General features: G+C 48.4%; 18 protein-coding genes. 10 read left to right on the top strand and 8 right to left on the bottom strand.

Translation table 11 applies throughout. The annotated features are described in order from the left end of the window. The first annotated feature begins 11 nt into the window (after positions 1 to 11). The 5 genes from KNO73_RS09945 to guaC all read left to right on the top strand — a co-directional run bounded on the left by KNO73_RS09945 (position 12) and on the right by guaC (position 7,474). A complete protein-coding gene (locus tag KNO73_RS09945; RefSeq protein WP_353048431.1) occupies positions 12 to 638 on the top strand; it encodes a hypothetical protein in 627 nt (208 codons plus the stop codon). A gap of 123 nt (positions 639 to 761) precedes the next feature. After that, on the top strand, positions 762 to 2,771 hold the full coding sequence (locus KNO73_RS09940; RefSeq protein ID WP_215112440.1) for a catalase: 2,010 nt from the start codon (positions 762 to 764) through the stop codon (positions 2,769 to 2,771). A gap of 162 nt (positions 2,772 to 2,933) precedes the next feature. Further along, a complete protein-coding gene (locus KNO73_RS09935) occupies positions 2,934 to 4,118 on the top strand; it encodes an MFS transporter (RefSeq protein WP_041918118.1) in 1,185 nt (394 codons plus the stop codon). 112 nt (positions 4,119 to 4,230) lie between these two features. Continuing rightward, the gene (locus KNO73_RS09930) at positions 4,231 to 6,291 is read left to right on the top strand and encodes a PAS domain S-box protein (RefSeq protein WP_215112439.1); all 2,061 of its coding nucleotides are present in this window, start codon (positions 4,231 to 4,233) and stop codon (positions 6,289 to 6,291) included. Between the two features lie 199 nt (positions 6,292 to 6,490). After that, positions 6,491 to 7,474 carry a GMP reductase gene (gene guaC / locus KNO73_RS09925; protein ID WP_031424215.1) on the top strand — a complete coding sequence of 328 codons (984 nt, stop codon included), beginning with the start codon at positions 6,491 to 6,493 and terminating at the stop codon, positions 7,472 to 7,474. Between the two features lie 22 nt (positions 7,475 to 7,496). Here the strand turns inward: guaC and KNO73_RS09920 are convergent, their stop codons facing one another. The 5 genes from KNO73_RS09920 to KNO73_RS09900 form a co-directional block, all read right to left on the bottom strand. Continuing rightward, positions 7,497 to 7,931 (bottom strand): GNAT family N-acetyltransferase, encoded by a 435-nt coding sequence (locus KNO73_RS09920; protein WP_074035146.1) that lies wholly within the window; start codon positions 7,929 to 7,931, stop codon positions 7,497 to 7,499. Beyond that, positions 7,928 to 8,785: an MBL fold metallo-hydrolase gene (locus KNO73_RS09915; RefSeq protein WP_215112438.1), complete on the bottom strand. Its 858-nt coding sequence runs from the start codon at positions 8,783 to 8,785 to the stop codon at positions 7,928 to 7,930. Before KNO73_RS09915 ends, KNO73_RS09920 begins: the two co-directional genes overlap by 4 nt. Then, positions 8,773 to 9,528: a P-loop NTPase family protein gene (locus tag KNO73_RS09910; RefSeq protein WP_214757640.1), complete on the bottom strand. Its 756-nt coding sequence runs from the start codon at positions 9,526 to 9,528 to the stop codon at positions 8,773 to 8,775. The genes KNO73_RS09915 and KNO73_RS09910 overlap by 13 nt, the downstream gene beginning before the upstream one ends. A 2-nt stretch (positions 9,529 to 9,530) precedes the next feature. Next, complete coding sequence (locus KNO73_RS09905) at positions 9,531 to 12,698, bottom strand: EAL domain-containing protein (protein ID WP_215112437.1); 3,168 nt, start codon at positions 12,696 to 12,698, stop codon at positions 9,531 to 9,533. Positions 12,699 to 12,836: 138 nt separating this feature from the next. Further along, complete coding sequence (locus KNO73_RS09900; RefSeq protein WP_074035150.1) at positions 12,837 to 13,829, bottom strand: LLM class flavin-dependent oxidoreductase; 993 nt, start codon at positions 13,827 to 13,829, stop codon at positions 12,837 to 12,839. A 260-nt stretch (positions 13,830 to 14,089) separates the two neighbouring features. On the opposite strand from KNO73_RS09900, the gene KNO73_RS09895 reads away from it, so the two are divergent. After that, entirely contained in the window at positions 14,090 to 15,463 is a 1,374-nt protein-coding gene (locus KNO73_RS09895) for a YjiH family protein (RefSeq protein WP_078146016.1), read from the top strand. 73 nt (positions 15,464 to 15,536) lie between these two features. Next, complete coding sequence (locus KNO73_RS09890) at positions 15,537 to 16,187, top strand: C39 family peptidase (protein ID WP_214688974.1); 651 nt, start codon at positions 15,537 to 15,539, stop codon at positions 16,185 to 16,187. Here KNO73_RS09890 and KNO73_RS09885 read toward each other — a convergent pair. Continuing rightward, positions 16,153 to 16,977 carry a hypothetical protein gene (locus tag KNO73_RS09885; protein ID WP_214688976.1) on the bottom strand — a complete coding sequence of 275 codons (825 nt, stop codon included), beginning with the start codon at positions 16,975 to 16,977 and terminating at the stop codon, positions 16,153 to 16,155. The genes KNO73_RS09890 and KNO73_RS09885 overlap by 35 nt on opposite strands. Positions 16,978 to 17,069: 92 nt before the next feature. Between KNO73_RS09885 and rluF the strand changes: the two genes are divergently transcribed. Next, on the top strand, positions 17,070 to 17,780 hold the full coding sequence (gene rluF / locus KNO73_RS09880) for a 23S rRNA pseudouridine(2604) synthase RluF (protein WP_015880301.1): 711 nt from the start codon (positions 17,070 to 17,072) through the stop codon (positions 17,778 to 17,780). A 28-nt stretch (positions 17,781 to 17,808) separates the two neighbouring features. On the opposite strand, the gene KNO73_RS09875 is transcribed toward rluF, so the two are convergent. Beyond that, positions 17,809 to 18,249 (bottom strand): hypothetical protein, encoded by a 441-nt coding sequence (locus KNO73_RS09875; protein WP_215112436.1) that lies wholly within the window; start codon positions 18,247 to 18,249, stop codon positions 17,809 to 17,811. Between the two features lie 296 nt (positions 18,250 to 18,545). Further along, positions 18,546 to 19,295, bottom strand: coding sequence for an SDR family NAD(P)-dependent oxidoreductase (locus KNO73_RS09870; RefSeq protein WP_047795764.1), 750 nt, complete (start codon positions 19,293 to 19,295; stop codon positions 18,546 to 18,548). A gap of 123 nt (positions 19,296 to 19,418) precedes the next feature. Here KNO73_RS09870 and KNO73_RS09865 point away from each other — a divergent pair, with 123 nt between their 5' ends. Continuing rightward, positions 19,419 to 20,045, top strand: a complete 627-nt coding sequence (locus KNO73_RS09865; protein WP_215112435.1) for a TetR/AcrR family transcriptional regulator — start codon at positions 19,419 to 19,421, stop codon at positions 20,043 to 20,045. A gap of 302 nt (positions 20,046 to 20,347) precedes the next feature. Next, positions 20,348 to 22,216 carry a molecular chaperone HtpG gene (gene htpG / locus KNO73_RS09860; protein WP_215112434.1) on the top strand — a complete coding sequence of 623 codons (1,869 nt, stop codon included), beginning with the start codon at positions 20,348 to 20,350 and terminating at the stop codon, positions 22,214 to 22,216. Positions 22,217 to 22,235 lie beyond the last annotated feature (19 nt).

The raw sequence follows: 22,235 nt of genomic DNA, 5'->3' as shown, positions 1-22,235 counted from the left end.
AATCAAACAGGGTGTACCGACTACGTCGTCTTGCCGTATTCCTTGTCCCTCTCGGTTGCGCCTTCTGGTTTTGGCCACAGGAATCCGTCCCCACGACGCAGTTAAAGGCTGAACAAGCATCCATTTCCGAGGAAATATATACGATTGAAGAACGTACACAAACCGAACAAGACGGTGTCATTCGATATGAATACGACATCGTCGTACACGGGAACCCGAGTACGGATGAGCTTCAATCCGTCAGCCATGACGTCATCGATGACGTAAAACAGTCAGATCAGTTCCAGGCCGCCTTGTTACGATTTTATGATGATGCTGCCTATATCGGGACGGAACCGCCACTCGGTGAAGCCGTATTCGCTCCGGAAGGCGACTATGGACTCGCAGACTGGGTGGAACCCGGTCAAACAGACGACATGATGTTCGGTTGGCAACTTCGAGAAAAAGAATGGACGACCAAATTGACCGATACAGAGATTCAAATTTGGAGGTCATGGCAAGATCAATATACGAAGCAGAATCCTGACGACCCCGATTCGAAAGCGAAAGTGACGCGCATCATTGCCACTGAATACGAACTCGACCCTAAAGTGGTACAACAAATCGTATTGAAACAGCATGTATGGGCCGCATTATAAATGTTTGTGTGAAATCTCTCTTTTTTGAAAAAGAGGGATTTTTTTATTGGCGTTAGGGAACACCGATACAGTAGGTCAAATGGTGACTTACGACGGTCAGTCATACTTAAGGGAGGCAATCACATGGGGAACAAGAAAGAAGAGCAGTTAAATCAACATACGATTGATAACGAACAACAAGCTGGCTTGACGACAAATCAAGGTCTGAAGATGGCGGAAGACGAATTCTCGCTGAAAGCAGGACGTCGTGGTCCGACATTGATCGAGGATTTCCATTTCCGCGAGAAGATGACCCATTTCGACCATGAGCGGATTCCGGAGCGGATCGTCCATGCGCGCGGCGTAGGAGCACATGGAGAGTTCCAGGTGTATGAACCGCTCGCCGAGTTCACAAAAGCGAACTTTTTGAATGACCCTTCGAAGACGACACCCGTATTCGTCCGTTTCTCGACTGTCCAAGGCTCACGCGGGTCCGCGGATACGGTCCGTGACGTCCGTGGTTTTGCGACGAAGTTCTATACAGACGAAGGGAACTACGATTTAGTCGGAAACAACATCCCAGTCTTCTTTATCCAAGATGCCATCAAGTTCCCGGACCTCGTCCACGCTGTGAAGCCTGAACCACATACGGAAGTGCCGCAAGGGGGAAGCGCGCACGATACGTTCTGGGATTTCGTCGGACAAAACCATGAGACCGCTCACATGGTCATGTGGGCGATGAGTGATCGGGGAATTCCGCGTAGTCTACGCATGATGGAAGGGTTCGGGGTGCATACGTTCCGTCTCGTAAATGCGGAAGGAAAAGCGCATTTCGTCAAATTCCATTGGAAACCGAAGCTCGGGGTTCATTCACAAGTATGGGACGAAGCCCAAAAAGCAGTCGGGAAAAATGCTGACTTCCACCGTGTCGACCTTTATGAAGCCATAAATAAAGGCGACTATCCTGAATGGGAGCTCGGCCTGCAGCTGATCCCGGAAGAAGACGAGTTCAACTATGACTTCGACATCTTAGACCCAACCAAACTGTGGCCGGAAGAAGAGATTCCAGTGAAACTCGTCGGAAAGATGACACTTAATCGAAACGTCGACAACTTCTTCGCGGAAACCGAACAAGTCGCCTTCCACCCGGGTCATCTCGTCCCAGGAATCGACTTCTCGAACGATCCGCTCTTGCAAGGTCGTTTGTTCTCGTATACGGACACCCAACTGTCGCGTCTCGGTGGACCAAACTTCCACCAGATCCCAATCAACAAGCCCGTTTGTCCGTTCCACAACAACCAGCGGGACGGGATGCATCAAATGGCCGTTCACAAAGGTCAGACGAGCTACCATAAAAATGCGCTCAACAATAATCAGCCGGAACCTGTACCAGCCGATCAAGGTGGATTTGAGCACTATCAAGAGAAAATCGATGGTCATAAGATTCGGGGACGTAGTGACAGCTTCCTTGATTTCTACTCACAGGCGAAGCTCTTCTACAACAGCATGACCGATGTCGAAAAACAACACATCCAAGATTCCTGCAGTTTTGAGCTCGGAAAATGTGAGTCGGACATGGTGAAAGAGAACGCCGTCGATTTATTGAACCGCATCGATCGTCATCTCGCTGAAGTCGTCGCCGACAACTTAGGAGTACATGTGCCCGAAGAGAATAATGAGGTCCAGTCAGATAAGACGTCCCCTGCTCTCTCGATGGCGAACACAATCAAAAAGCCCGATACGAAGAGCGTCGCCCTTCTCCTTGCCGGTGACGTGGATGCGAATCAGGTGAAACAGTGGGTGCAGACGCTCGCCGATCACAACGTCAACTACAGCCTTGTCGGCAAGAAGGCGTATATGCTTGGTGACCTGAAGGTGAAGGCGACGTACGATACGGTCGACTCGAGCCTTTTCGATGCCGCCTTCTTAGTGAGTGCCGCGACGACTGTCGAGGATGATGTGCTCGAATTTATCGAGAACACGTACAAGCACTATAAGCCGCTCGCCCTACACGTACACCATAAAGAGGCACTCGCCACATGTCGCGTGAAGCAAGACCAGCCTGGTGTCTTCACGTTTGACGAGCATAACCTCGATGGATTCAATGCGTTCATCGATGGGATTGCGACTGCCCGATTCTGGGACCGTGCCTAACGATGTCACTTGACTCGACTCGATTCCCGAGTCGAGTTTTTTCATGTCTGTCATTCACTGCATGCAGTGCATCATCTCGGACAATCCTAATTTGATTTGGTATACTCTTTTAGTTATGTTTATTAACTATTCGAATTTGAAGAAAAGGAGGCGTCACGTATGATGCAACAACCTATTCAAAAACTTTGGACGAGAGACTTTTTAATCATCTCGCTCATCAACTTCTTCCTGACGCTCATCTTTTTCTTATTGATGGTCACCATCGGGGTGCATGCCGTCGAGTCGTACGGGGCGACCACGAGTCAAGCAGGACTCGTCACTGGCATCTTCATCATCGGGACGCTGACCGGGCGCTTGTTCATCGGTCGACTGATTGATTCGATCGGTCGGAAGAAGACGCTTTATATCGGGCTCGTCTTTTTCACCGCCACGATTTTATTGTACTTCGTCCATTGGGGTGTCGGTTTCTTATTACTGACACGGTTCGTACACGGACTCGGGATGGGATTATCGAGTACGGCTACTGGAACCATCGTCGCGCAAGTCATTCCCGCGACTCGAAAAGGTGAAGGGATCGGTTACTACAGCATGAGTTCTACTCTGGCGACAGCCATCGGGCCATTCGTCGGATTACTCCTCAGCCAACACACGAGCTTCACCGTCATCTTCGGCCTTTGTTTTGTGATCGGGGTCATCAGTTTGGCGAGTACGTTCTTTGTGAACGTACCAGAAGTCGACGCCCCGGAAGTCGTGCGTGGATTCTCTTTAAAATCGTTCGTCGAACCTAAAGCGCTCCCGATTGCCTTGATTATCGGGATGGCCGCACTAAGCTATTCGAGTGTCTTGTCTTACATCAACTTCTACGCGAGTGAACTCGACTTGATCGAGGCAGCGAGTATCTTCTTCCTCGTCTATTCGGTCGCCGTTCTGTTATCACGACCGATTACAGGAAAATTGATGGACGCGCGCGGAGCGAACGTCGTCATGTATCCGGCAATCGCCATCTTCGCGATCGGTCTACTCGTGCTCAGCCAAGCGAATAGTGGTTGGATGCTTCTACTTGCCGGTGCGTTAATCGGATTAGGCTTCGGGAATATCCAATCCGGCACCCAAGCAATCGCTGTCAAGGCTTCTCCACCTCACCGAATGGGGATGGCGACATCGACCTTCTTCATCGCACTTGATGCCGGTCTAGGGTTCGGCCCCTATTTCATCGGGTTGTTGATTCCGTTGACAGGCTTCTCGACCCTTTATTTGATTCTTTCAGGCGTCGTTCTCTTTACCATTTTCTTGTATTACGTCATGAACGGACGAAACGAACAAAAACAACTGAACGAAGCGGCTTGACGGGATGTACGTACATCCCGTCTTTTTTTGAAAGTTCACACATTTGGTCGAATGATGCGGTAAGATAAAAATGACGTGTAAAAAATAGAATGAACGAAATGAGGGAGACGAGATGAAAGCTGACCAAACACTTCAATCCAACGCATCGATTTTACTACGGACGTTCGATAAAATTTCAGACTATGTGTTCTTTATGGAAGTCGATGGTTCAGCATATCGCTACGTCTTCGTAAACGAGCCTGGGAAACGGGCCATCAATTGGTCGGATGCGGACGTCGGGAAGACCATCGATGAGTTGGTCCCGACCGAGACCGCTACACTTATTACACAGTATTACGATGAAGCGATTCGTACAAAAAAGAGTGTGGTCTATGAAGATTACCGTCTGGCCGACTCCTTTTATACGGATACGGTCGAGGCGGACGATGTATTGACGCTCCCCCTTCATTATTTCGAGTCAGAAGTGACGCCGATTATTAATGATGACGGAATCTGTACACATATCGTCTCTGTCGTACGTGAAGTGACGGAACGGAAGCGTCGCGAACTCGAATTGTCGATCTTAAAAGATCATCACGAGTCGCTACGACGGTATTCTCCTCATGGTATCTTTGTACTCGACCATCATTTGAACATCAAATCCGTCAACCCGGCCGTCACGGTCATCACCGGTCATACGGAACAAGATATGCTTCATCATCCGTTCCTGCATTGGCTTCCCGAGAGTGAGCGGTCTCGGGTCAGGAAAGGGTTACAATTCACGCTGTCTGGGATTCCACACAAGTATTCCATTTATGCTGAACATCAATCCGGGGAACGACTCGACTTAACCGTCCTCAACATTCCAATCGAGGTCGGCGGTAACATTACCGGCCTGTTTGCGATCATCATCGATTTGACGCCAGAGAAAAATGCCGAGCGTGCCACGGTCGAAAGCGAACGTCGTTACCGTCAGTTGATTGAAACCATTCCGGAAGGCATCATTGTTCATCAGGAAGGACAGATTATATATGCGAACGCGATGGCACTCGCCACAATCGGAGAAACCTATCTAGAGAATGAATCGATTTTTTCATTCATCGCAGAAGAGTATCATCAGTCCACCCGTCAACGACTTGCCTCTCTCGAACTCGGAGGCCCCGTTCAAGATACGGAAATGGTCATCATGACACCGAGTGGAGACAAGCTCCAGATGGATATCAGTAGCCTTCTCATCGATTATGAGGGTGAAACGGCCGTCTTAACGATTTTGCGTGATGTCACGGAGAAACGTGAAATGGAACAAGCGTTAAGACAGAGTGAGTTACAATATCGATTGATCACAGAAAACATGAGTGACCTCGTCTGTATACTAGAACGGGATGGTACTGTTCGTTATGCTTCCCCTTCTCACCGTACCGTGCTCGGTTTTGCGGCCGGATATTACGAAGGGAAGAATACGCTCGACTATATCCATCCGGACGACATCCAGATCGTCCGGGAGCAGTTGAAAGAAATGAAGGAAGAAGACATCTCCTTGACCCTTGAGTTCCGTCATTTCCATGCTGACCAGCGCTGGATTTGGCTCGAAACGAAAATTCAGGCCATCTATGATGAATCCGGACTTCTCCTACACTATTTGACGGTTAGCCGAGAAATCATGCAGCGTAAAGCACTAGAGAAGCAACTGAAGCATTTGGCGTATCACGACACGCTGACCGACTTACCGAACCGTCGTTTCTTCCTCGCTTACCTCGAGGAAGCGATCGATCGAACCGAATTCGAGCAAGGTGAATTGGCCGTCCTCGCTCTTGATGTTGACCGATTCAAACAAATCAACGATACGTTCGGTCATGATGTGGGCGATGAACTCTTGCGACAACTCGCTCGTCGATTGACATCCGTGCTTCGCAAACAAGATATGATTGCCAGACTTGGCGGTGATGAGTTTGCCGTTCTCATTCGCTTCAACGATTCCTGTGCCCTACATCGGGTTGCAGAGAAAATCATTCAAGCACTACAGCGCCCATGGGAAATCGACCAACATACGTTCATTACGACTTCAAGTGTCGGGGGTGCTCGATTTGTAAAAGGGTTGTCGACCAAACAGTTACTAAAACGTGCCGACCTCGCTCTCTATGAAGCCAAAGCAGGTGGACGAAATCAATATGCACTCGCAAAGGACCACCAATAAATGGTCCTTTTTTCACGTGAAACACCGAAAATAAATCCTAAATCCGAACATTAAACATCAATTGATTTAATTTTATTCATTTTTAAGATAAATTAATTGAATTATCCTTTGACTTTAAACTCTATTCACGTTATATTACCGAATGGGCGAAGTTTTTTATTGTTCAATACGTTAATGTTCGTGAATAGGGGTGCGATATATGGATAAAGTATTTGATTACGAAGATATTCAATTAATTCCTGCAAAATGTATTGTCGACAGTCGTTCGGAATGTGATCCGACCGTCGAGCTTGGTGGCTTCACGTTCCGATTACCAGTCGTTCCGGCTAACATGCAGACGATTATCGATGAAAAGGTCGCATTGATGCTGGCTAAGAACGGATATTTTTACATCATGCATCGCTTCAATCCAGAGACGCGCCTGGCATTTATCCAAGACATGCATGAGCGTGGTTTGTATGCATCCATCAGTGTCGGCGTGAAGGAAGAAGAGTATGGGTTTATCGAAATGCTCAAATCGACCGGTCATACGCCAGAATTTATTACAATCGATATCGCTCACGGTCATTCGAATGCGGTTATCCGAATGATTCAGCATATCAAACACCATCTTCCTGGATCCTTCGTCATCGCGGGGAACGTCGGGACACCAGAGGCCGTTCGCGAATTAGAGCATGCCGGAGCGGATGCGACGAAGGTTGGAATCGGTCCTGGTAAAGTGTGTATCACGAAAATCAAAACAGGTTTTGGTACCGGGGGCTGGCAATTGGCTGCACTTCGCTGGTGTGCCAAAGCAGCGACGAAACCGATTATCGCGGATGGGGGCATCCGTACTCACGGTGACATCGCCAAATCGATTCGCTTCGGCGCTTCGATGGTCATGATTGGTTCATTGTTCGCAGGACACGATGAATCACCGGGGGAAACGTTCGAGCAAGACGGGAAACAATTGAAAGAGTATTTCGGTTCTGCTTCTGAGTTCCAAAAGGGTGAGCGAAAGAACGTCGAGGGGAAAAAGATGTTTGTCGAACACAAAGGGGCACTACAAGATACATTGACCGAGATGGAGCAAGACCTCCAATCGGCGATTTCTTACGCGGGTGGTGACAGTCTCGAGGCATTGCGCACCGTAGACTACGTCATGGTGAAAAATTCAATCTTCAATGGGGATAAAGTGTATTAAAAAGGCGACCTCGTGTCGCCTTTTATAATTGCTTCATCATCATATAGTAATCCGATCCCGGCGGATAGTCCGGTAGCACACCTATTACCGTGTAACCGAATCGCTCATAAAACGGTTTCGCTTGAAACGAGAACGTCGTCAATTTCACACGCGTCGCACCGAGCGACTTCGCTAACGCCTCCCCTTCTCCAAGCAATTGGCTACCGATGCCCTGACCATGAAAGTCTGCATCGACCCAAAGGCGATCCAAATCGAACCATCCCCAATACACACTCCCATATAAGCCGGCGATTACCCGTCCTTCTTGCTCCACTTTCAACTGAATGGTCGGCACGTGCGCCTCGCGAATGTCACGATGGTAAATCGAACGAACGTTGTTATACTCACGTAATTGAGTGGTCAAAAACTGTTGGAACGTCTCGTCTTCCTCGTGAATCCGCGTGATAGTGTAAGTCATCTTCCCACCGTCCCGTTCACAAAAAACGTAATCAACTCGTTCTCTTCCTCGGTGATCTCCCGATTGACGAGTGAAGCATATGACTGCGTGATTTCATCAATATTTCCTGGGAAATCATTCGAAATGGTGGCGATTCGTCTTAATGCAAGGCAATCTTCTGCGAAGGATTCACGACTCACCATCTCACCGTGTGACCAGACAATCTGTTTAGCATCAAACGATTCCAATACATTCAACAACCGCAGGGTTTCTTCCGGAGTCATTCGCCATGTGGGAGAATAGATGTCTGCGTATAACGCGTCTCCTAAAAATAATACCTGCTCCTCTGCGACATACAGGACAACCGCATCTTTTGCGTGGTCTCCTCCGACATGTCGTAACACGACGTGAACGCCACCGAGGTCGAGCGTCAGCGACTCTTGAAACGTCAGCGTGGGCAACACGATTTCGATATCGCGCGCGTCTCCATATTCTTCACGGATTGCTTCCGCGCAAAATGCGATTTCAATCCCTTCCGCCACCCGCTCATCGAGAGAGACATCATCCCAAGCATATGGGACAAGTTTTTCCATCCCCTGTTTGGTCGCTTCACTCGCAATGGACACCATTCCTTCGAGTGCAGGTAAACCGAAGATGTGATCCCAATGCCAATGCGTCAATGCGACCATCGACGGCGTGCGGAGGCCTTGTTTCTCTAGCTGTTCTAAAAAGAATGAGGCGTGCGACACGGAATTGCCCGCGTCGATGAGTAGCGTATGCGTATCGCCGACAACGGCACCGAGAATTGGTCGATCGGTACGGTCAACGGGTGTCATATACCAAAAACGTTCCGAATGTTTGATTAAGGTTTGCATGTACGAATCGACTCCTCCTCTAATAAATTCGTTAATTCTTCAAATGAATGCCGATTATCATTTTGAATCCGAGCGTGCCGAAGAGGTAATCGTTTCAACAGTTCAAGCTCACGTCGTTGGCGTTCCACTAAAATCTCAATCGTTCCGGCCATACCCTTATGCGCATGGTTCACACCATAGGCGCCGCTCGTATAATACTCGACAAAGCCGCCTTGCCATCCCATCGGTCGTTCATCATATACAATCGGAAAGATGCGTGCAACGTCATCCAATGCCAAATAAACGACCATCGGATCAATCGGTTTTAGGATGTCTGCGACCTCTTGAACGTATGCTTCCACGTCCGCTAACGGAACATCTTGCGCAACCATTCCAATGGTGAAAGGATTTTGGAGCAACGCACATTCAAAGATGACGTCCTTTTCCTCCCTATCTAACTTTTGAACATAACGCCGCCAGCGTTCGCACATGATTCGTGTGTGAAGAGCGAAAGGCAACTCGTAGACGTCCGTTCCGGCAAGTTCTTCACCATCATCATAACGGACGAGCCATCCCCCCTCGATTTCATCAAGAATGCGACCAGTTGATGGTTTCTCCTCGACCCAATAGACATCATGCATATCCACGGGGTGTGACGCATCTACTTCCGAATAGAACTTGCCATTCCTTTTATCTCGCAGCCTCTCGGCAAATATAGACTTTCCGCTTCCTGGCAATCCTTCAATCAGCCATAATCTCCCCATACTTAAATCCCCTTATCCGAATATCCATCATACTGAAACCACTGGTCTCCTCCATTGCTCTTTGCAATATACATCGCTGCATCTGCTTTTTGAAGAACCGAATCGACGGTGTCGGTCGACTGGACCAGGGTGACGCCAACACTTGCTGTAAGATGAATGACTTCACCATTCGACGCGTGTATTCCCTGGGAAATAACTTCATTAATCTGCTCAACCCCACTTAGTGAACCCGTTTGCACCAACATGAATTCATCGTCTGAGAAACGGTAGACTTGACCCCCAACACGCTGGACAAATTCATTTAATCGTTGTGCGATTTCAATTAACACTTCATCCCCTATCATGTGCCCATACTGATCGTTGATTCTTGTAAAATCGTCTAAATTGACGAGTATCAATGTAATCGATGGCGTCCGGTGCATATTTTTGTATAAATCGGTCGTGAGCGTATGACGATTATACAGTTTGGTCAGCTGATCTTGTTTTGCGATTCGAATCATCTCGCGTTGTTTCCGTTTCTTTCGAATCCCGTTCTCCATCCATCGTGCAAGCAATCGTACCGTCCCTGTCAACTCTTGCAACGTTTCCTCGTCGAGATGATCATTCAAGTTGCCTTGCTCCGAGAGAAGAACGACCCAGCCAAACACTTGATGCGCATGCGTCAAAGGAAAACTGACTAGCCTCGTGAATTCGATACCGTCTACAATCAGATCACCTTCCTGAAGCGTTTGCGCGCCGACCGTTGTCAATTGATGCAGGGAATGCAGTTCTTCTTCCCCCCAAGTCAAACGAGAGACCCCATGCTCTACTAGAAGACGATGCGAAGGCTCAATCGAGAAGATGACCCCGTGGGAGTAACCGACCCATTCCAATAAAATTTCTTGAACCCGGGCCAATTGATCTTGGAACGGTACACGCAATGCCGTCGCTTCATACAATGCTTCGATTGATTGTTGTCGCGTGATTTGTCTTCTCGAGACTTCCGTGTGCTCGATCTCTGTCATGACCCAATGCGTAAACGATTCGAGCGCCTTCAAGTTTTCTTCTGAGAACGTTCTCGCCTGCCCATCCACTACGCAAAGTGTGCCGATGACGTGACCTTGCTTCGTCCGCAACGGTACACCTGCATAAAATCCGATTCGGTCAATCCAAGGACTGTCACTTTCAATCGCTGCTGCCGCAACATCTTCAATCACCAGCGGAGACTCTGATGTGACAACCCGATTACATAACGTCCATTCCCGTTTGAGGTGAGAGGATTCGAGCTCGATACCGACACACGATTTGAACCACTGTTGGTCTGTCGTCATGATCGAAATGAATGCGGTTGGCATCTGGAAGGTTTGTGCGACCAATCGGGAGATCCGGTCAAATCGTTCCTCTTGTGGCGTATTTAAAATTTCCAATCGTAATATCGCTTTGAGTCGTTGCAATTCACGCTCATCTAGAGAAGGATGCAACAACTGCACAGGCTGCTCGATCTTCGATAACATCATCTGATGGGAATACAAGATTCCGAGCGCCTCTTCTAACTCCGCGAGCGGCATCGGACGACTGAAGAAATACCCTTGAATCTCATCGCAGCCGAGCTGACGTAAGATCCGATATTGTTCTTCCGTCTCCACACCTTCAGCCGTCACCTCTAACTCTAGCTTTTTAGCCAACGAGACAATCAGTTTGACGATTTCATACTCTTTCATGCCGCTCTCCTGATCGAGTTGCGCGACGAACGACCGGTCGATCTTGATTCCATCAATCTCGAACAACTTCAAATAATTCAACGAGGAATAACTGACCCCAAAGTCATCAATCAACAGTCGAAATCCTTGTTGTTTGAGCGATTCGACCGTTTTGATCGCCGCTACCGGTTCATGCATCAACGTGTGCTCGGTCACCTCAAACTCAAATTGTTCTGGCACAAGACCGTACGATGCAATGATCGCAACCAGTTCATTCATATGGTGTTCATGAAATAAATTCGGTGAGACATTCACAGCCACGCGGCGCCCTTCAAACTGCTCAGGTTGTGACGACACATCCTGACATACCCGATTCATGACGAATCGTGTCACGTCTTCGATCAAGAGTGACTGTTCAGCCACACGAATGAACGTTTCAGGTGAAATGAATCCGAGAACAGGACTCTCCCAGCGAATGAGTGCCTCAAAATGAATCGCACCGTCCATCGACACTTTCGGTTGATACACCATGTATAACTCATCTAGCTTCAACGCTTTGACCAGTTCCGTTTCGATCATCATCTCATCGATGTAACGCTGCACGTACTCATCGTGTTCATATAAACGAATCGTTTGATTTCCCGTCTGACGCGCTTCCAACAGAGCCGTGGAGGCGTTCATGATGACACGGTCGGCATCCGCTGTACCGGCACCAATCCCGATACAACTCGATAACGGGAATTCGGCCTCCGCCACTTGATACGAATGATCTGCAATCACGTCAAGCAAATGCTCGGCGTACATGTATGCCAACCGGATTGGAGTATGAGGTAACACCGCGATAAAGTCTTCACCATCTACTCGACCGATAATTGAACCTTTCGGAAGCGTATTCGCCAATTGACGTGTGATGTCTTTAATCAACTGATTCGAGCGCTCCACACCTTGAAGCGACATCATCATCTTGAAACGGTTGATGTGAAGGCGCATGACGCTCGTCTCTTCGGTGTCATGTTGCTCGAACAACTGGTCGAGCTCTAATTTGACTTTCATCAGATTTGGCATACCGGTCAAATAGTCCATATGCTCGATACTCTTTAACAACTTGATCTCCGCTTCCTCGGATAAATCAGTTGTCAAACTAAGGACATAACGAACAAGACCAGCCTCATCTTCAATCGGTACAAGCATAGAAGAAGCGAATCGGGCCGTATTGGAGTCGATGTTCATTTGCGACATGAAGTAGACCGGCTCCCCTGTCCGAACGACCGCATCATAATGTTCAATCAATTCCTCGACCACTTCCGAGCGATACATCTCATGTAAATACCGCCCTTCTACATCACTTGGAAGCGAAGAGGCCACCTTCCCCTGTTCGCTCACATTTACGTAACGATAGCCTGCTTCTGTCACTTCCATTAGAAATACCATTCGATACAAGCGTGTGAACAGCTCGAATAAATAATATGGGTCGCCTTTCATCCGTTGCATCGTATCCCTCCACCCGTTCCTTTTTCTTATAGTGTAGTTGGTTTCGCTCAAACTATGGAGAAAACCTTTGAAAAAATGGGGAAACGTTTTTCTCTTATAAAAAAACACCCTCTCGTACTTGAGAAGGTGCTCTCCGGATTAAAGCAATTCATTCGCCAAGAGACGATAGACGTTCAGGCGATCTTCCTGCTTATGCTGGATGCTACAAATCATCGCCTCATCGAAACCGTAACGTTCCGATTCATCCCGTAACTGTTCCGCAATTTGTTTCGGCGTTCCTACGAGGTGGATGGCTCGGTTGTTGGCGATATGGATTTTATCGACCTCCGTGAGCGGATAGTCGTGGGCCGCTTCCGGACTCAACAGCTGTCTCAATTGACCACGCATCAAGAAGAGACGCGACAAATCAGAAGGTCGGGCCAAATATTCTGCCTCTTCTTCCGTCTCTGCCGTCGTGACCAAATACGTGACACTGATGTCCGGTTTCTCCATGAAATCAGACGGCGTGAAATGGTGACGGTATGTGTCGAGCGTATCGGCACTCAATTGTCCGTTAAAGAACTGGGCAAACGAATAGCCCAGCCCCATCCGTCCGGCCTGCACGGCGCTGTTCCCACTCGAACCGAGTAACCACGCTTCTGGAAGGCTGACACCAGTCGGAGCAGCCGGTGTATTTTTATACCATCTTTCCTCCGGTGCCTCATCTTTAATCAATTGAAGCGTCGTATCGAGTTTCTCGTAAAGTCCATCCATCATCGGTTTCTGCCCTTGTGACATCGCATAGATCGCGTTCGCATCACCGCCTGGCGCACGTCCGACACCAAAGTCGATCCGTCCTGGAGCGAGCGCGCTGAGCGTCTTGAATACCTCTGCCATCTTGAGTGGCGAGTAGTGCATCATCATGATGCCTCCGGACCCGAGACGAATCTTGTTCGTCTTCGCTGCCAGATAAGCCGTGATGACCTCTGGAGCCGAGCTGGCAAACGACATGCCACCATGATGCTCCGCCATCCACATACGGTAATATCCTAACTCTTCTGCGACTTGTGCGAGCTCGACCGCGCTGTTAAGCGCATGTTCTCCTGTATGACCCGACGTGACCGGCGCCTGGTCTAACACACTCAATCTCATCATGCATTCTCCTATCTCTATAATGAAGTTTCTAAATATCTTGAATTTGTTGGACTCGTCGTCATCATACTAAATGGTTTGATTGAATACGAATGTTTTGCCTAGTATTTAACCTTGTATTTTCAGAAAATTTCCGCATGTTGTTGATAGCACCTGGTCATATTTTTTATACTAAGAAAGAAATACGTTTCAATAACGGCTGGATGTGTAATGGGGATACATAGACAGCACAAACACTTCGGGGAAATGGGGAATGCATCATGAATGGTTCATCAACACCAGACGGAAAGAAACCTTCTTTTTCGAGTCGAGACTTCTTTAAGTTCTTGATTCCATCACTCATCGGGATCATGTTTTTCATCGTACCAATCTCATCAGAGGAAGGCTTCACGATTCCAGTCGCCTTCTTATCCAATCTGCTGATTGACTGGATTGGGGATTTCGTCCCGACACTCGCCGTCATCATGATGGGGATTTCGATTGTCGGCTCATTATTACTCTTTACGGCACGTCCTGCTTTTATGATGGAGCGACCATCCATCAACGCACTGTTTAGCGTGACACCGTTTTGGTTCGTCATGCGCGTGATTGGTTTCATCGCCGGGGTCATGACGCTACTCACACTCGGACCAGAGATGATCACGTCAGAATTTACAGGGGGCTTGTTGCTCTTTGATTTGATTCCAATCTTATTTGCGACATTCTTCTTTGCCGGTATGTTGTTACCGCTCTTATTGAACTTTGGACTTCTCGAGTTCGTCGGGACGTTCTTGATGAAGATCATGCGTCCGCTCTTCCGCTTGCCAGGGCGCGCCTCACTTGACTCGCTCGCCTCATGGGTCGGGGATGCGACGATCGGGATTCTACTGACGACAAAACAGTACGAGGAAGGCTATTACACGAAACGGGAAGCGTCGATCATTGCGACGACATTCTCCGTCGTCTCCATCACCTTCACCATCGTCGTCTTACAGTATGTCGAACTCGACCAATACTTCTTGCCTTACTACGGGGCCATCGTCTTATCCGGACTAGTCGCCGCTCTCATCATGCCACGGATTTATCCATTATCTAAAAAGGCAGACACGGCTTATGAGAAGACGGAGCTCAAACCGGAAGAAGAAGTACCCGCGAACGTGTCACTCGGTAAGTGGGCGTTAATTCAGGCGTTACAAAAGTCACGTTCGAGTAAAAGTTTCCTAGAGACGCTCAAAGACGGCTTCAAGAACGTGCTCGATATGTGGATCGGCGTCCTCCCTGTCGTCATGGCAGTCGGGACGATTGCGGTCATCATCGCAGAATATACGCCGTTCTTCACTATCCTCGGAAAGCCGTTCGAACCGATTTTGATGCTCCTTCAAGTGCCTGAGGCATCGGAAGCCGCTCAAACGATGGTCGTTGGTTTCGCCGACATGTTTTTGCCGGCCGTTCTCGGAAGCGGCATCGAGAGTGAATTGACGCGTTTTGTCATCGCTACGTTGTCGGTTACCCAGCTCATCTATATGTCAGAAGTCGGGGGCTTGTTGCTCGGTTCAAAACTACCGATCTCATTCCTCGACCTCGTCTTGATTTTCTTGTTACGTACCTTCATCACCCTTCCGATCATCGTCGGCATCGCACATCTTGTGTTTTAACGAAAACGACGCCCTTTCTCTTTTATGAGATGGGGCGTCCTTTGTATACTAAAAGAAAAGGAGGGAGACCGAGATGGAGCACCCATTTGCAGGACAACTCGAGGTTGCGAACAACGGCTATGCCGGGATCATCGACCCGGAAGCTTATGTGAACGATCGTTATCACGGACGCTGGACATTAAAGCGCTCTGTACAGATTGAAGGCGTGCCCGTCTTGCTCCAACGTCAGTTCGAGAACGGCAAGAATAACTGTACGTTGACGTCGATCACCGCCATCTTCCGTTTCTATCGAGATCATGGGTATGCGAATATCCCAGATGATGTGACACAGATCCAAGAAGATGTGCGCGAGATCGCCTTCAGGCACCATTTCAAAGACGAGAAAGGGACACCGCCGACACAAATCGCCACCATCATCACGAAACTGTGGAAGCGATACGGGTACGACGGTCGAGGCAGTTCCCGCTATCTTTGGAAATGGTCGACGTTTGAGCGTGAGCTGAAAGCAGGACGCCCGTTTGTGTTGAATATGGCGAACGGCTTTTATAAAAATCATTCCGTCACGGGAGTCGGCTACTTGCAGTTTGAAAAACGGGGGTTCCCGGACGTCATCTTGTTAGCCGTGCTCGATAATCGTTCGAAGGACGTGCGCTACATCGACTTCAACGAATTCAACTTTTGGGGAAGCATCACACGCGTCCATTCGCCAGCCACTCGTCCATAATCGTGTCAATCGCTTCTCCGATTTTTAAAAGGTGCTCGCGCTTCGCGTATGACCCGTAATGTAGTCCGTTTGAATCACGGCCATTCCCGAGCCCAACGAACACTTCTGAAGGCTTCATATGGAGGCCGATCATCGGGATACCCGAATCATGGCGTCCGATTTCATAGGTGACGGCGGGATGTGCAGACAGTCTTCCGATTGTTGAAAAACCGTTCAAGGCACGACAGTTATCCCGTCCGAGCACGATGATACGGATCGGTTTGATGTACGCAATCGTCCGCTCCAACAGTTCGATTGAGGTCGGATGTTCCATCCAGTGGCGCCCCGTCCTCATCTTCCCCATCTGTTCATATGTCGCAAACTTGAAAAAATCAACGTGGATGACAGCTGCCGGATGATCATAGAACGAACGCCCCATCCCGTTGAGGAGTGCCTCGAGTTTGGCGCCATCCGGTTTCCCGAACCAGTTCGTCGTCGCGCGATTCGACTCGAAATAGACCGATGCCCGTTCGAGCGTTTGTTGCAGCGCCTCTTCATTTCCGAGGTAATCGTCAAACGAGAGTATGTTCCGCCAATAGAACTTTTGGTGTTGCCCCGTTCTCGGTGTCCCGTCACGATGTAAAAACTCGCCGCGAGATGGATTCGTCCCGATGGTCAGCCATTGATCCGGACCAGGTCGACCATACCAAAGGACTGGTGATGCCTCTGGTATCAATTCTTTCCCGAACGTTGTATCGCACATTGCTTGTTGAAATCGGATTGCGTCTTGTAACAGTCGTACTGCCTCCATGTCATCCCTCCTCTCCCGTTCGTTTCCCGCTTTCGAGAGTTTATAAAATGCGTTATAGTGAGAGGACGAAGCCAAACAAAGGACGTGTATACATGCGCATCAATAAATTTATCAGTGAATCAGGCAAGGCGTCCCGTCGCCAAGCCGACCGTCTCGTCGAAGAGGGACGCGTCACGATCAACGGGAAGAAAGCAAAAATCGGCGACCAGGTCAAACCGGGCGATGAAGTCCTCGTCAACGGTTCTGTCGCACGGGTTGCCCGAAACAACGTCTACATCGCCGTCCATAAGCCGGTCGGGATCACGAGTACGACAGAAAAAAAAGTAAAAGGGAACTTGGTCGACATGGTCAACCACCCGCTCCGCATCTTCAACATCGGTCGTCTTGATAAAGACTCGGAAGGTCTCATCCTCATGACGAATGACGGCGATATCGTCAACGAGATTCTCCGTGCAGAAGGCGAGCATGAGAAAGAATACATCGTCTCGGTTGATAAGCCAATCACACCAGAGTTCGTCGAGCAGATGGAAGCCGGTGTCAAAATCCTTGGCCAGAAGACACTTCCGTGTAAAGTCCGTCCGCTTTCAAAGTTCGATTTCAATATCACGCTCACGCAAGGACTCAACCGTCAAATCCGTCGGATGTGTGAGGCGCTCGGATACGAAGTGTTCCGCCTCCAACGTGTACGCGTCATGAACATCACGCTCGGAAAACTCCCGCCTGGACAATGGCGCGACCTTTCGAAAAAAGAGCGCGAGCAGTTGTTCCGCGAATTGAATTACGAACCGAAAGAATGGTACTAAAAAGCAGCCTGAGTCGTCTCAGGCTGCTTTATTCTGGTCGAAGTGATGAGACATGGTCGGTCTCACGACGAATGAAACGTTTGAGTTGAGCGCTCAAGTCGTCGAGCTGTCCCATCGTCGTCCTCATTCTACATTTCATATGAACATGGTCAAATGAGTCAAACTGCCATTCATCATGAATGAAAATATCGACTTGGATGGTCCCAATCCGGTCAATCAACGTGAAAGTTAGATTGACTTGCAAATCATCCGAACCCTCTTCTTCATCGACTAGTCTCCATGTGATCGGTTCTTTGCCCCACGCTTGATTGAATTGATCGATCTTTTGATGAAGATCCTCAAGACTCGCATCATCTAAATAAATCAACTGATTGCTGGCGCAAGCAGAAGACCGAAGTTGAAGCTGAACTTGATAAAACAGCTCCGTTTCATCCATCCAAATCCGTTCTATCTCAAACTGAGTGTCCATCTCACTATACCAACTTTCATAGTTAACTAAATAAAAATCAATTTCCTTTTTCGGCTCATTTGGCACTGTTCTACACTTGTCATCTCACTCTTTCATGTCGACTATATCATGTCAATTTGATGAATCACTTAAACTCTTTACACAAAACGGGAATATAAATAATACAGATGATTTTAAAATGAAAAGAGGTGAATCCTCATGAATGGTGCAATCTTTCCACATACTTCAATCGGAAATGGAGTTAATCGGAATCTTAGAGTAATTAAAAAAGTAGGGCCTCCATAGAGACCCTACTTTTACTTCGCCGTCACGCCACCATCTACCGGAAGTTCGATCCCGCTGATATGATTCGCTTCGTCTGACGCAAGGAACAGGACGGCTGCCGCCACCTCATCCGCTTGTCCGAGATTCGGCAAAGCGATTTGATTCAAGAAATGTTGTTTATAGTCTGGATGCTCCATATGTGGCGCACTCATCGGTGTCACGATATATCCTGGATGTACCGAGTTGACGCGAATGTTTTGCTTCCCATAATCCACAGCCGCTGCTTTCGTAAGAGAACGGACCGCACCTTTCGAGGCCGTATAGGCCCCAGCACCCGCCATACCGGTCAATGCAGAGATGGAGGAGATGTTGACGATTGATCCTCCCCCATTCTCCGTCATGAGCGGAATCGCGTACTGTGTCCCTAACATGACCCCATCGATGTTGATGCGATATGTGCGTGCCCAGTCCTCTTCTGTCTGTTCCAAGAAAGGTTTTGCAAGTGCGATTCCAGCGTTATTGACGAGAATATCTAATTTGCCACATGTCGCTTCCACTTCCGCGAATACATCCTCCCAGCTCGAGCGTGATGTCACGTCATGTTTCACCGCGATGGCTTCCCCACCTTGTGCACGAATCGACTCGACTACATTGTTTACTCCTTGTTCATTGATGTCTGTCGCGACGACTGTTGCCCCTTCTTTGGCGAATAGACGTGCCGTTGACTCTCCCATACCGCTTCCTGCCCCTGTGATGACCGCTACTTTCCCCTGTAAACGCATTGTCCCAGCTCCATTCATTAAATTATGATAGTCTAACTATCATAATAATAATTGGATATGACATTAATCTCAACGAAACTGCTTGAAGACGATATACTAAGGACAGACAATGAGGTGATGGAATTGAGTAAACGACAACAAAACAAAGAAGAACGAGTTCAACTGATTATCCAGGAGGCAGAACGATTATTTATAGAGAATGGCTTTGAGAAGGTTCAAATGCAGGACATCGCGGATGCGGCAGGGATTGGGGTGGCGACACTGTTTCGCTACTTCCCGAAGAAGGATCAATTGATCGTCGCGGCAGCCGTCAAGAATCTACAACCGACACTAGAGAGATTTGAACAATTCATGCATGAGGAAGGAAACGCCTATGAACGACTCGAGGCCATCTTGAACCACTTTTTCGAGATGCAGTTGGAACGGACGAACCATGCCCGTTTCCGAGAGGCGTTCGAGAGCTATGCATCGCTCGTCGCCTCACCTCTTCCTGGAATCGAGACATACATCGACGTTCAACGACAGATCATGCAGACACTCGAACCCTTGATCGAAGATGGGAAACGAGACGGTTCATTCCGCTCGGATATCGATGTGAAGGTGACCGTCGTCACAATCATCAATACGTTCGGGACGTTCGGCAACAACATCATGTTGAAGTCGCACATCAGTTATTTAGAGGACGATATCGAACCGGCCGTACAATTGCGTGCTTTAAAAGAGATGTTCCTCGCATCCATTCGAGCATAAGAAAAGCCTCCCTTCGTTTGAAGGGAGGCTAGTTGTATACATAAAAAATGAGCACCTCTCACTAGAGGTGCTCTCGAAAGTCTACCGCGACGGACCACGCTCCACAACGTGCTCCTCAAGGGAATGTCCGCCGTCTTACATAGACCAGCTCATCGCATGTACTCAACTATATGCGAAACCTACGTCCTCGTCAATCTTTTCTTCAATCTCGGTTGACATCTTCCTAAAAATTAGGATAATCAATAGTGTTAGCACTCTTATATGCAGAGTGCCAAAATATAGACATCAAAAGGAGAACGATCATGACAAAGAAACAGTTTCAAACGGAATCGAAACGAATTTTAGAGTTGATGGTCCACTCAATTTATACACATAAGGACATCTTCCTGCGTGAGCTCATCTCGAACGCGAGTGATGCCATCGACAAGATGTATTATCGTGCCCTCTCAGACGAAAGCATCGAGTTCAACAAAGACGATTACTTCATCAAAATTGAACTCGACAAAGAAGCACGGACGATCACGATTCGCGATACAGGGATTGGGATGACAGAAGAAGAACTCGAAACAAACCTCGGAATCATCGCAAAGAGCGGTTCACTCGCCATGAAACAGGCGACGAAGATGGAAGAAGACCATAGCCTCATCGGTCAATTCGGGGTCGGGTTCTATTCCGCGTTCATGGTCGCTGACCGTGTGACCGTGCGGACTCGCTCGATTGACAGTGATCAAGGATACGTATGGGAGTCAGAAGGCACAGACGGCTATTCGATCGAGCCGACAGACAAAGCGGACATCGGTACAGAAATTACGCTCCACTTGAAGGCAGACACAGAAGATGATACGTATTCGTCATTCCTTGAAGAATACGAGATTCGCTCACTCATCAAGAAGCATTCGGACTTCATCCGTTACCCGATCAAACTCGATGTGACGAAACATCGTCAAAAAGAGGACTCAGAAGAGTATGAGGATTACAAGGAAGAAGAGACCGTCAACAGCATGGTGCCGATTTGGCGGAAGCGTAAGAGCGAGTTGACTGACGAAGATTACAAGGCGTTCTATCACGAGAAACGCTACGGCTTTGATGAGCCACTCAAGCACCTTCACTTGAACGTCGACGGGACGATTCGTTATCAATCAATCCTCTACATCCCGTCAACGGTTCCGTTCGACTATTACACGAAAGAATTCGAGAAAGGGCTCGAGCTCTACTCGAACGGCGTGTTGATCATGGAGAAGTCACCCGACCTCTTGCCGGATTACTTCGGCTTCGTCAAAGGGATGGTCGACTCAGAAGACCTCTCCCTCAACATTTCCCGTGAAATGTTACAGCAGGACCGCCAACTTCGCGTGATTGCGAAGAACGTGAAGTCGAAAATCAAAGGCATGCTTGAGAAGATGCTCCAAAACGAGCGTGAGGACTATGAGAAGTTCTATGAGTCGTTCGGTCGCCAATTGAAGTTCGGCGTGTATGACCAGTTCGGCGCAGCCAAAGACGAACTGAAAGACTTGATTCTTTTCCATTCTTCTTACGAGAAGAAACTTGTATCGCTCAAAGAGTACGTCGAGCGGATGAAAGAAGATCAGAAGTATATCTACTATGCGACAGGCGAATCTATTCATCGCATCGACCTCTTGCCACAAGCAGAACGTTTGAAAGAAGAAGGATACGAGATCCTCTACTTCACAGAAGAGATCGACGAGTTCGCCATCAAGATGCTTCAGTCGTATGAAGACAAAGAATTCAAATCGATCGCGAGCGGCGATCTCGGTCTCGATGACGCGGAAGCGAAATCGCTCAACGAAGACAACCAAGACTTGTTCGCATTCATGAAAGAAGAGCTTGGAGACCGCGTCAAAGAAGTGCGTGCCTCGACACGTCTCAAGTCGCATCCGGTTTGCTTGACGGTTGCGGGTGACGTCTCAATCGAGATGGAGAAGATTTTGAACGCGATGCCAAACGGCGGCGGCATGAAAGCGGAGAAAGTGCTCGAAGTGAATGCCGACCACGCCATCTTCCAGACACTCCAACGTGTGTATAAAGAAGATGAAGCGAAAGCGAAACAATATACAGACCTCTTGTATCAACAAGCCCTCCTTATTGAAGGGTTACCGATTGAAGATCCGGTAGCGTATTCGAATGCGGTGTGTGCGTTGATGGCGGAGTGACGGTGAAGGCAGAGGGAGT

It is taken from the genome of Exiguobacterium sp. s83 (assembly GCF_018617095.1).
Lineage (GTDB): Bacteria > Bacillota > Bacilli > Exiguobacteriales > Exiguobacteriaceae > Exiguobacterium > Exiguobacterium profundum.
This window is presented reverse-complemented; position numbering and strand designations above follow the sequence as displayed.

Coding starts and splice junctions, on each gene's coding strand:
- KNO73_RS09890 (WP_214688974.1), top strand. CDS start 15,537: ATGGAGCACCCATTTGCAGGACAACTCGAGGTTGCGAACAACGGCTAT.
- KNO73_RS09885 (WP_214688976.1), bottom strand. CDS start 16,977: ATGGAGGCAGTACGACTGTTACAAGACGCAATCCGATTTCAACAAGCA.
- KNO73_RS09870 (WP_047795764.1), bottom strand. CDS start 19,295: ATGCGTTTACAGGGGAAAGTAGCGGTCATCACAGGGGCAGGAAGCGGT.
- KNO73_RS09915 (WP_215112438.1), bottom strand. CDS start 8,785: ATGCAAACCTTAATCAAACATTCGGAACGTTTTTGGTATATGACACCC.
- htpG (WP_215112434.1), top strand. CDS start 20,348: ATGACAAAGAAACAGTTTCAAACGGAATCGAAACGAATTTTAGAGTTG.
- KNO73_RS09910 (WP_214757640.1), bottom strand. CDS start 9,528: ATGGGGAGATTATGGCTGATTGAAGGATTGCCAGGAAGCGGAAAGTCT.
- KNO73_RS09900 (WP_074035150.1), bottom strand. CDS start 13,829: ATGAGATTGAGTGTGTTAGACCAGGCGCCGGTCACGTCGGGTCATACA.
- rluF (WP_015880301.1), top strand. CDS start 17,070: ATGCGCATCAATAAATTTATCAGTGAATCAGGCAAGGCGTCCCGTCGC.
- KNO73_RS09930 (WP_215112439.1), top strand. CDS start 4,231: ATGAAAGCTGACCAAACACTTCAATCCAACGCATCGATTTTACTACGG.
- KNO73_RS09895 (WP_078146016.1), top strand. CDS start 14,090: ATGAATGGTTCATCAACACCAGACGGAAAGAAACCTTCTTTTTCGAGT.
- KNO73_RS09935 (WP_041918118.1), top strand. CDS start 2,934: ATGCAACAACCTATTCAAAAACTTTGGACGAGAGACTTTTTAATCATC.
- guaC (WP_031424215.1), top strand. CDS start 6,491: ATGGATAAAGTATTTGATTACGAAGATATTCAATTAATTCCTGCAAAA.
- KNO73_RS09940 (WP_215112440.1), top strand. CDS start 762: ATGGGGAACAAGAAAGAAGAGCAGTTAAATCAACATACGATTGATAAC.
- KNO73_RS09905 (WP_215112437.1), bottom strand. CDS start 12,698: ATGCAACGGATGAAAGGCGACCCATATTATTTATTCGAGCTGTTCACA.
- KNO73_RS09875 (WP_215112436.1), bottom strand. CDS start 18,249: ATGGACACTCAGTTTGAGATAGAACGGATTTGGATGGATGAAACGGAG.
- KNO73_RS09920 (WP_074035146.1), bottom strand. CDS start 7,931: ATGACTTACACTATCACGCGGATTCACGAGGAAGACGAGACGTTCCAA.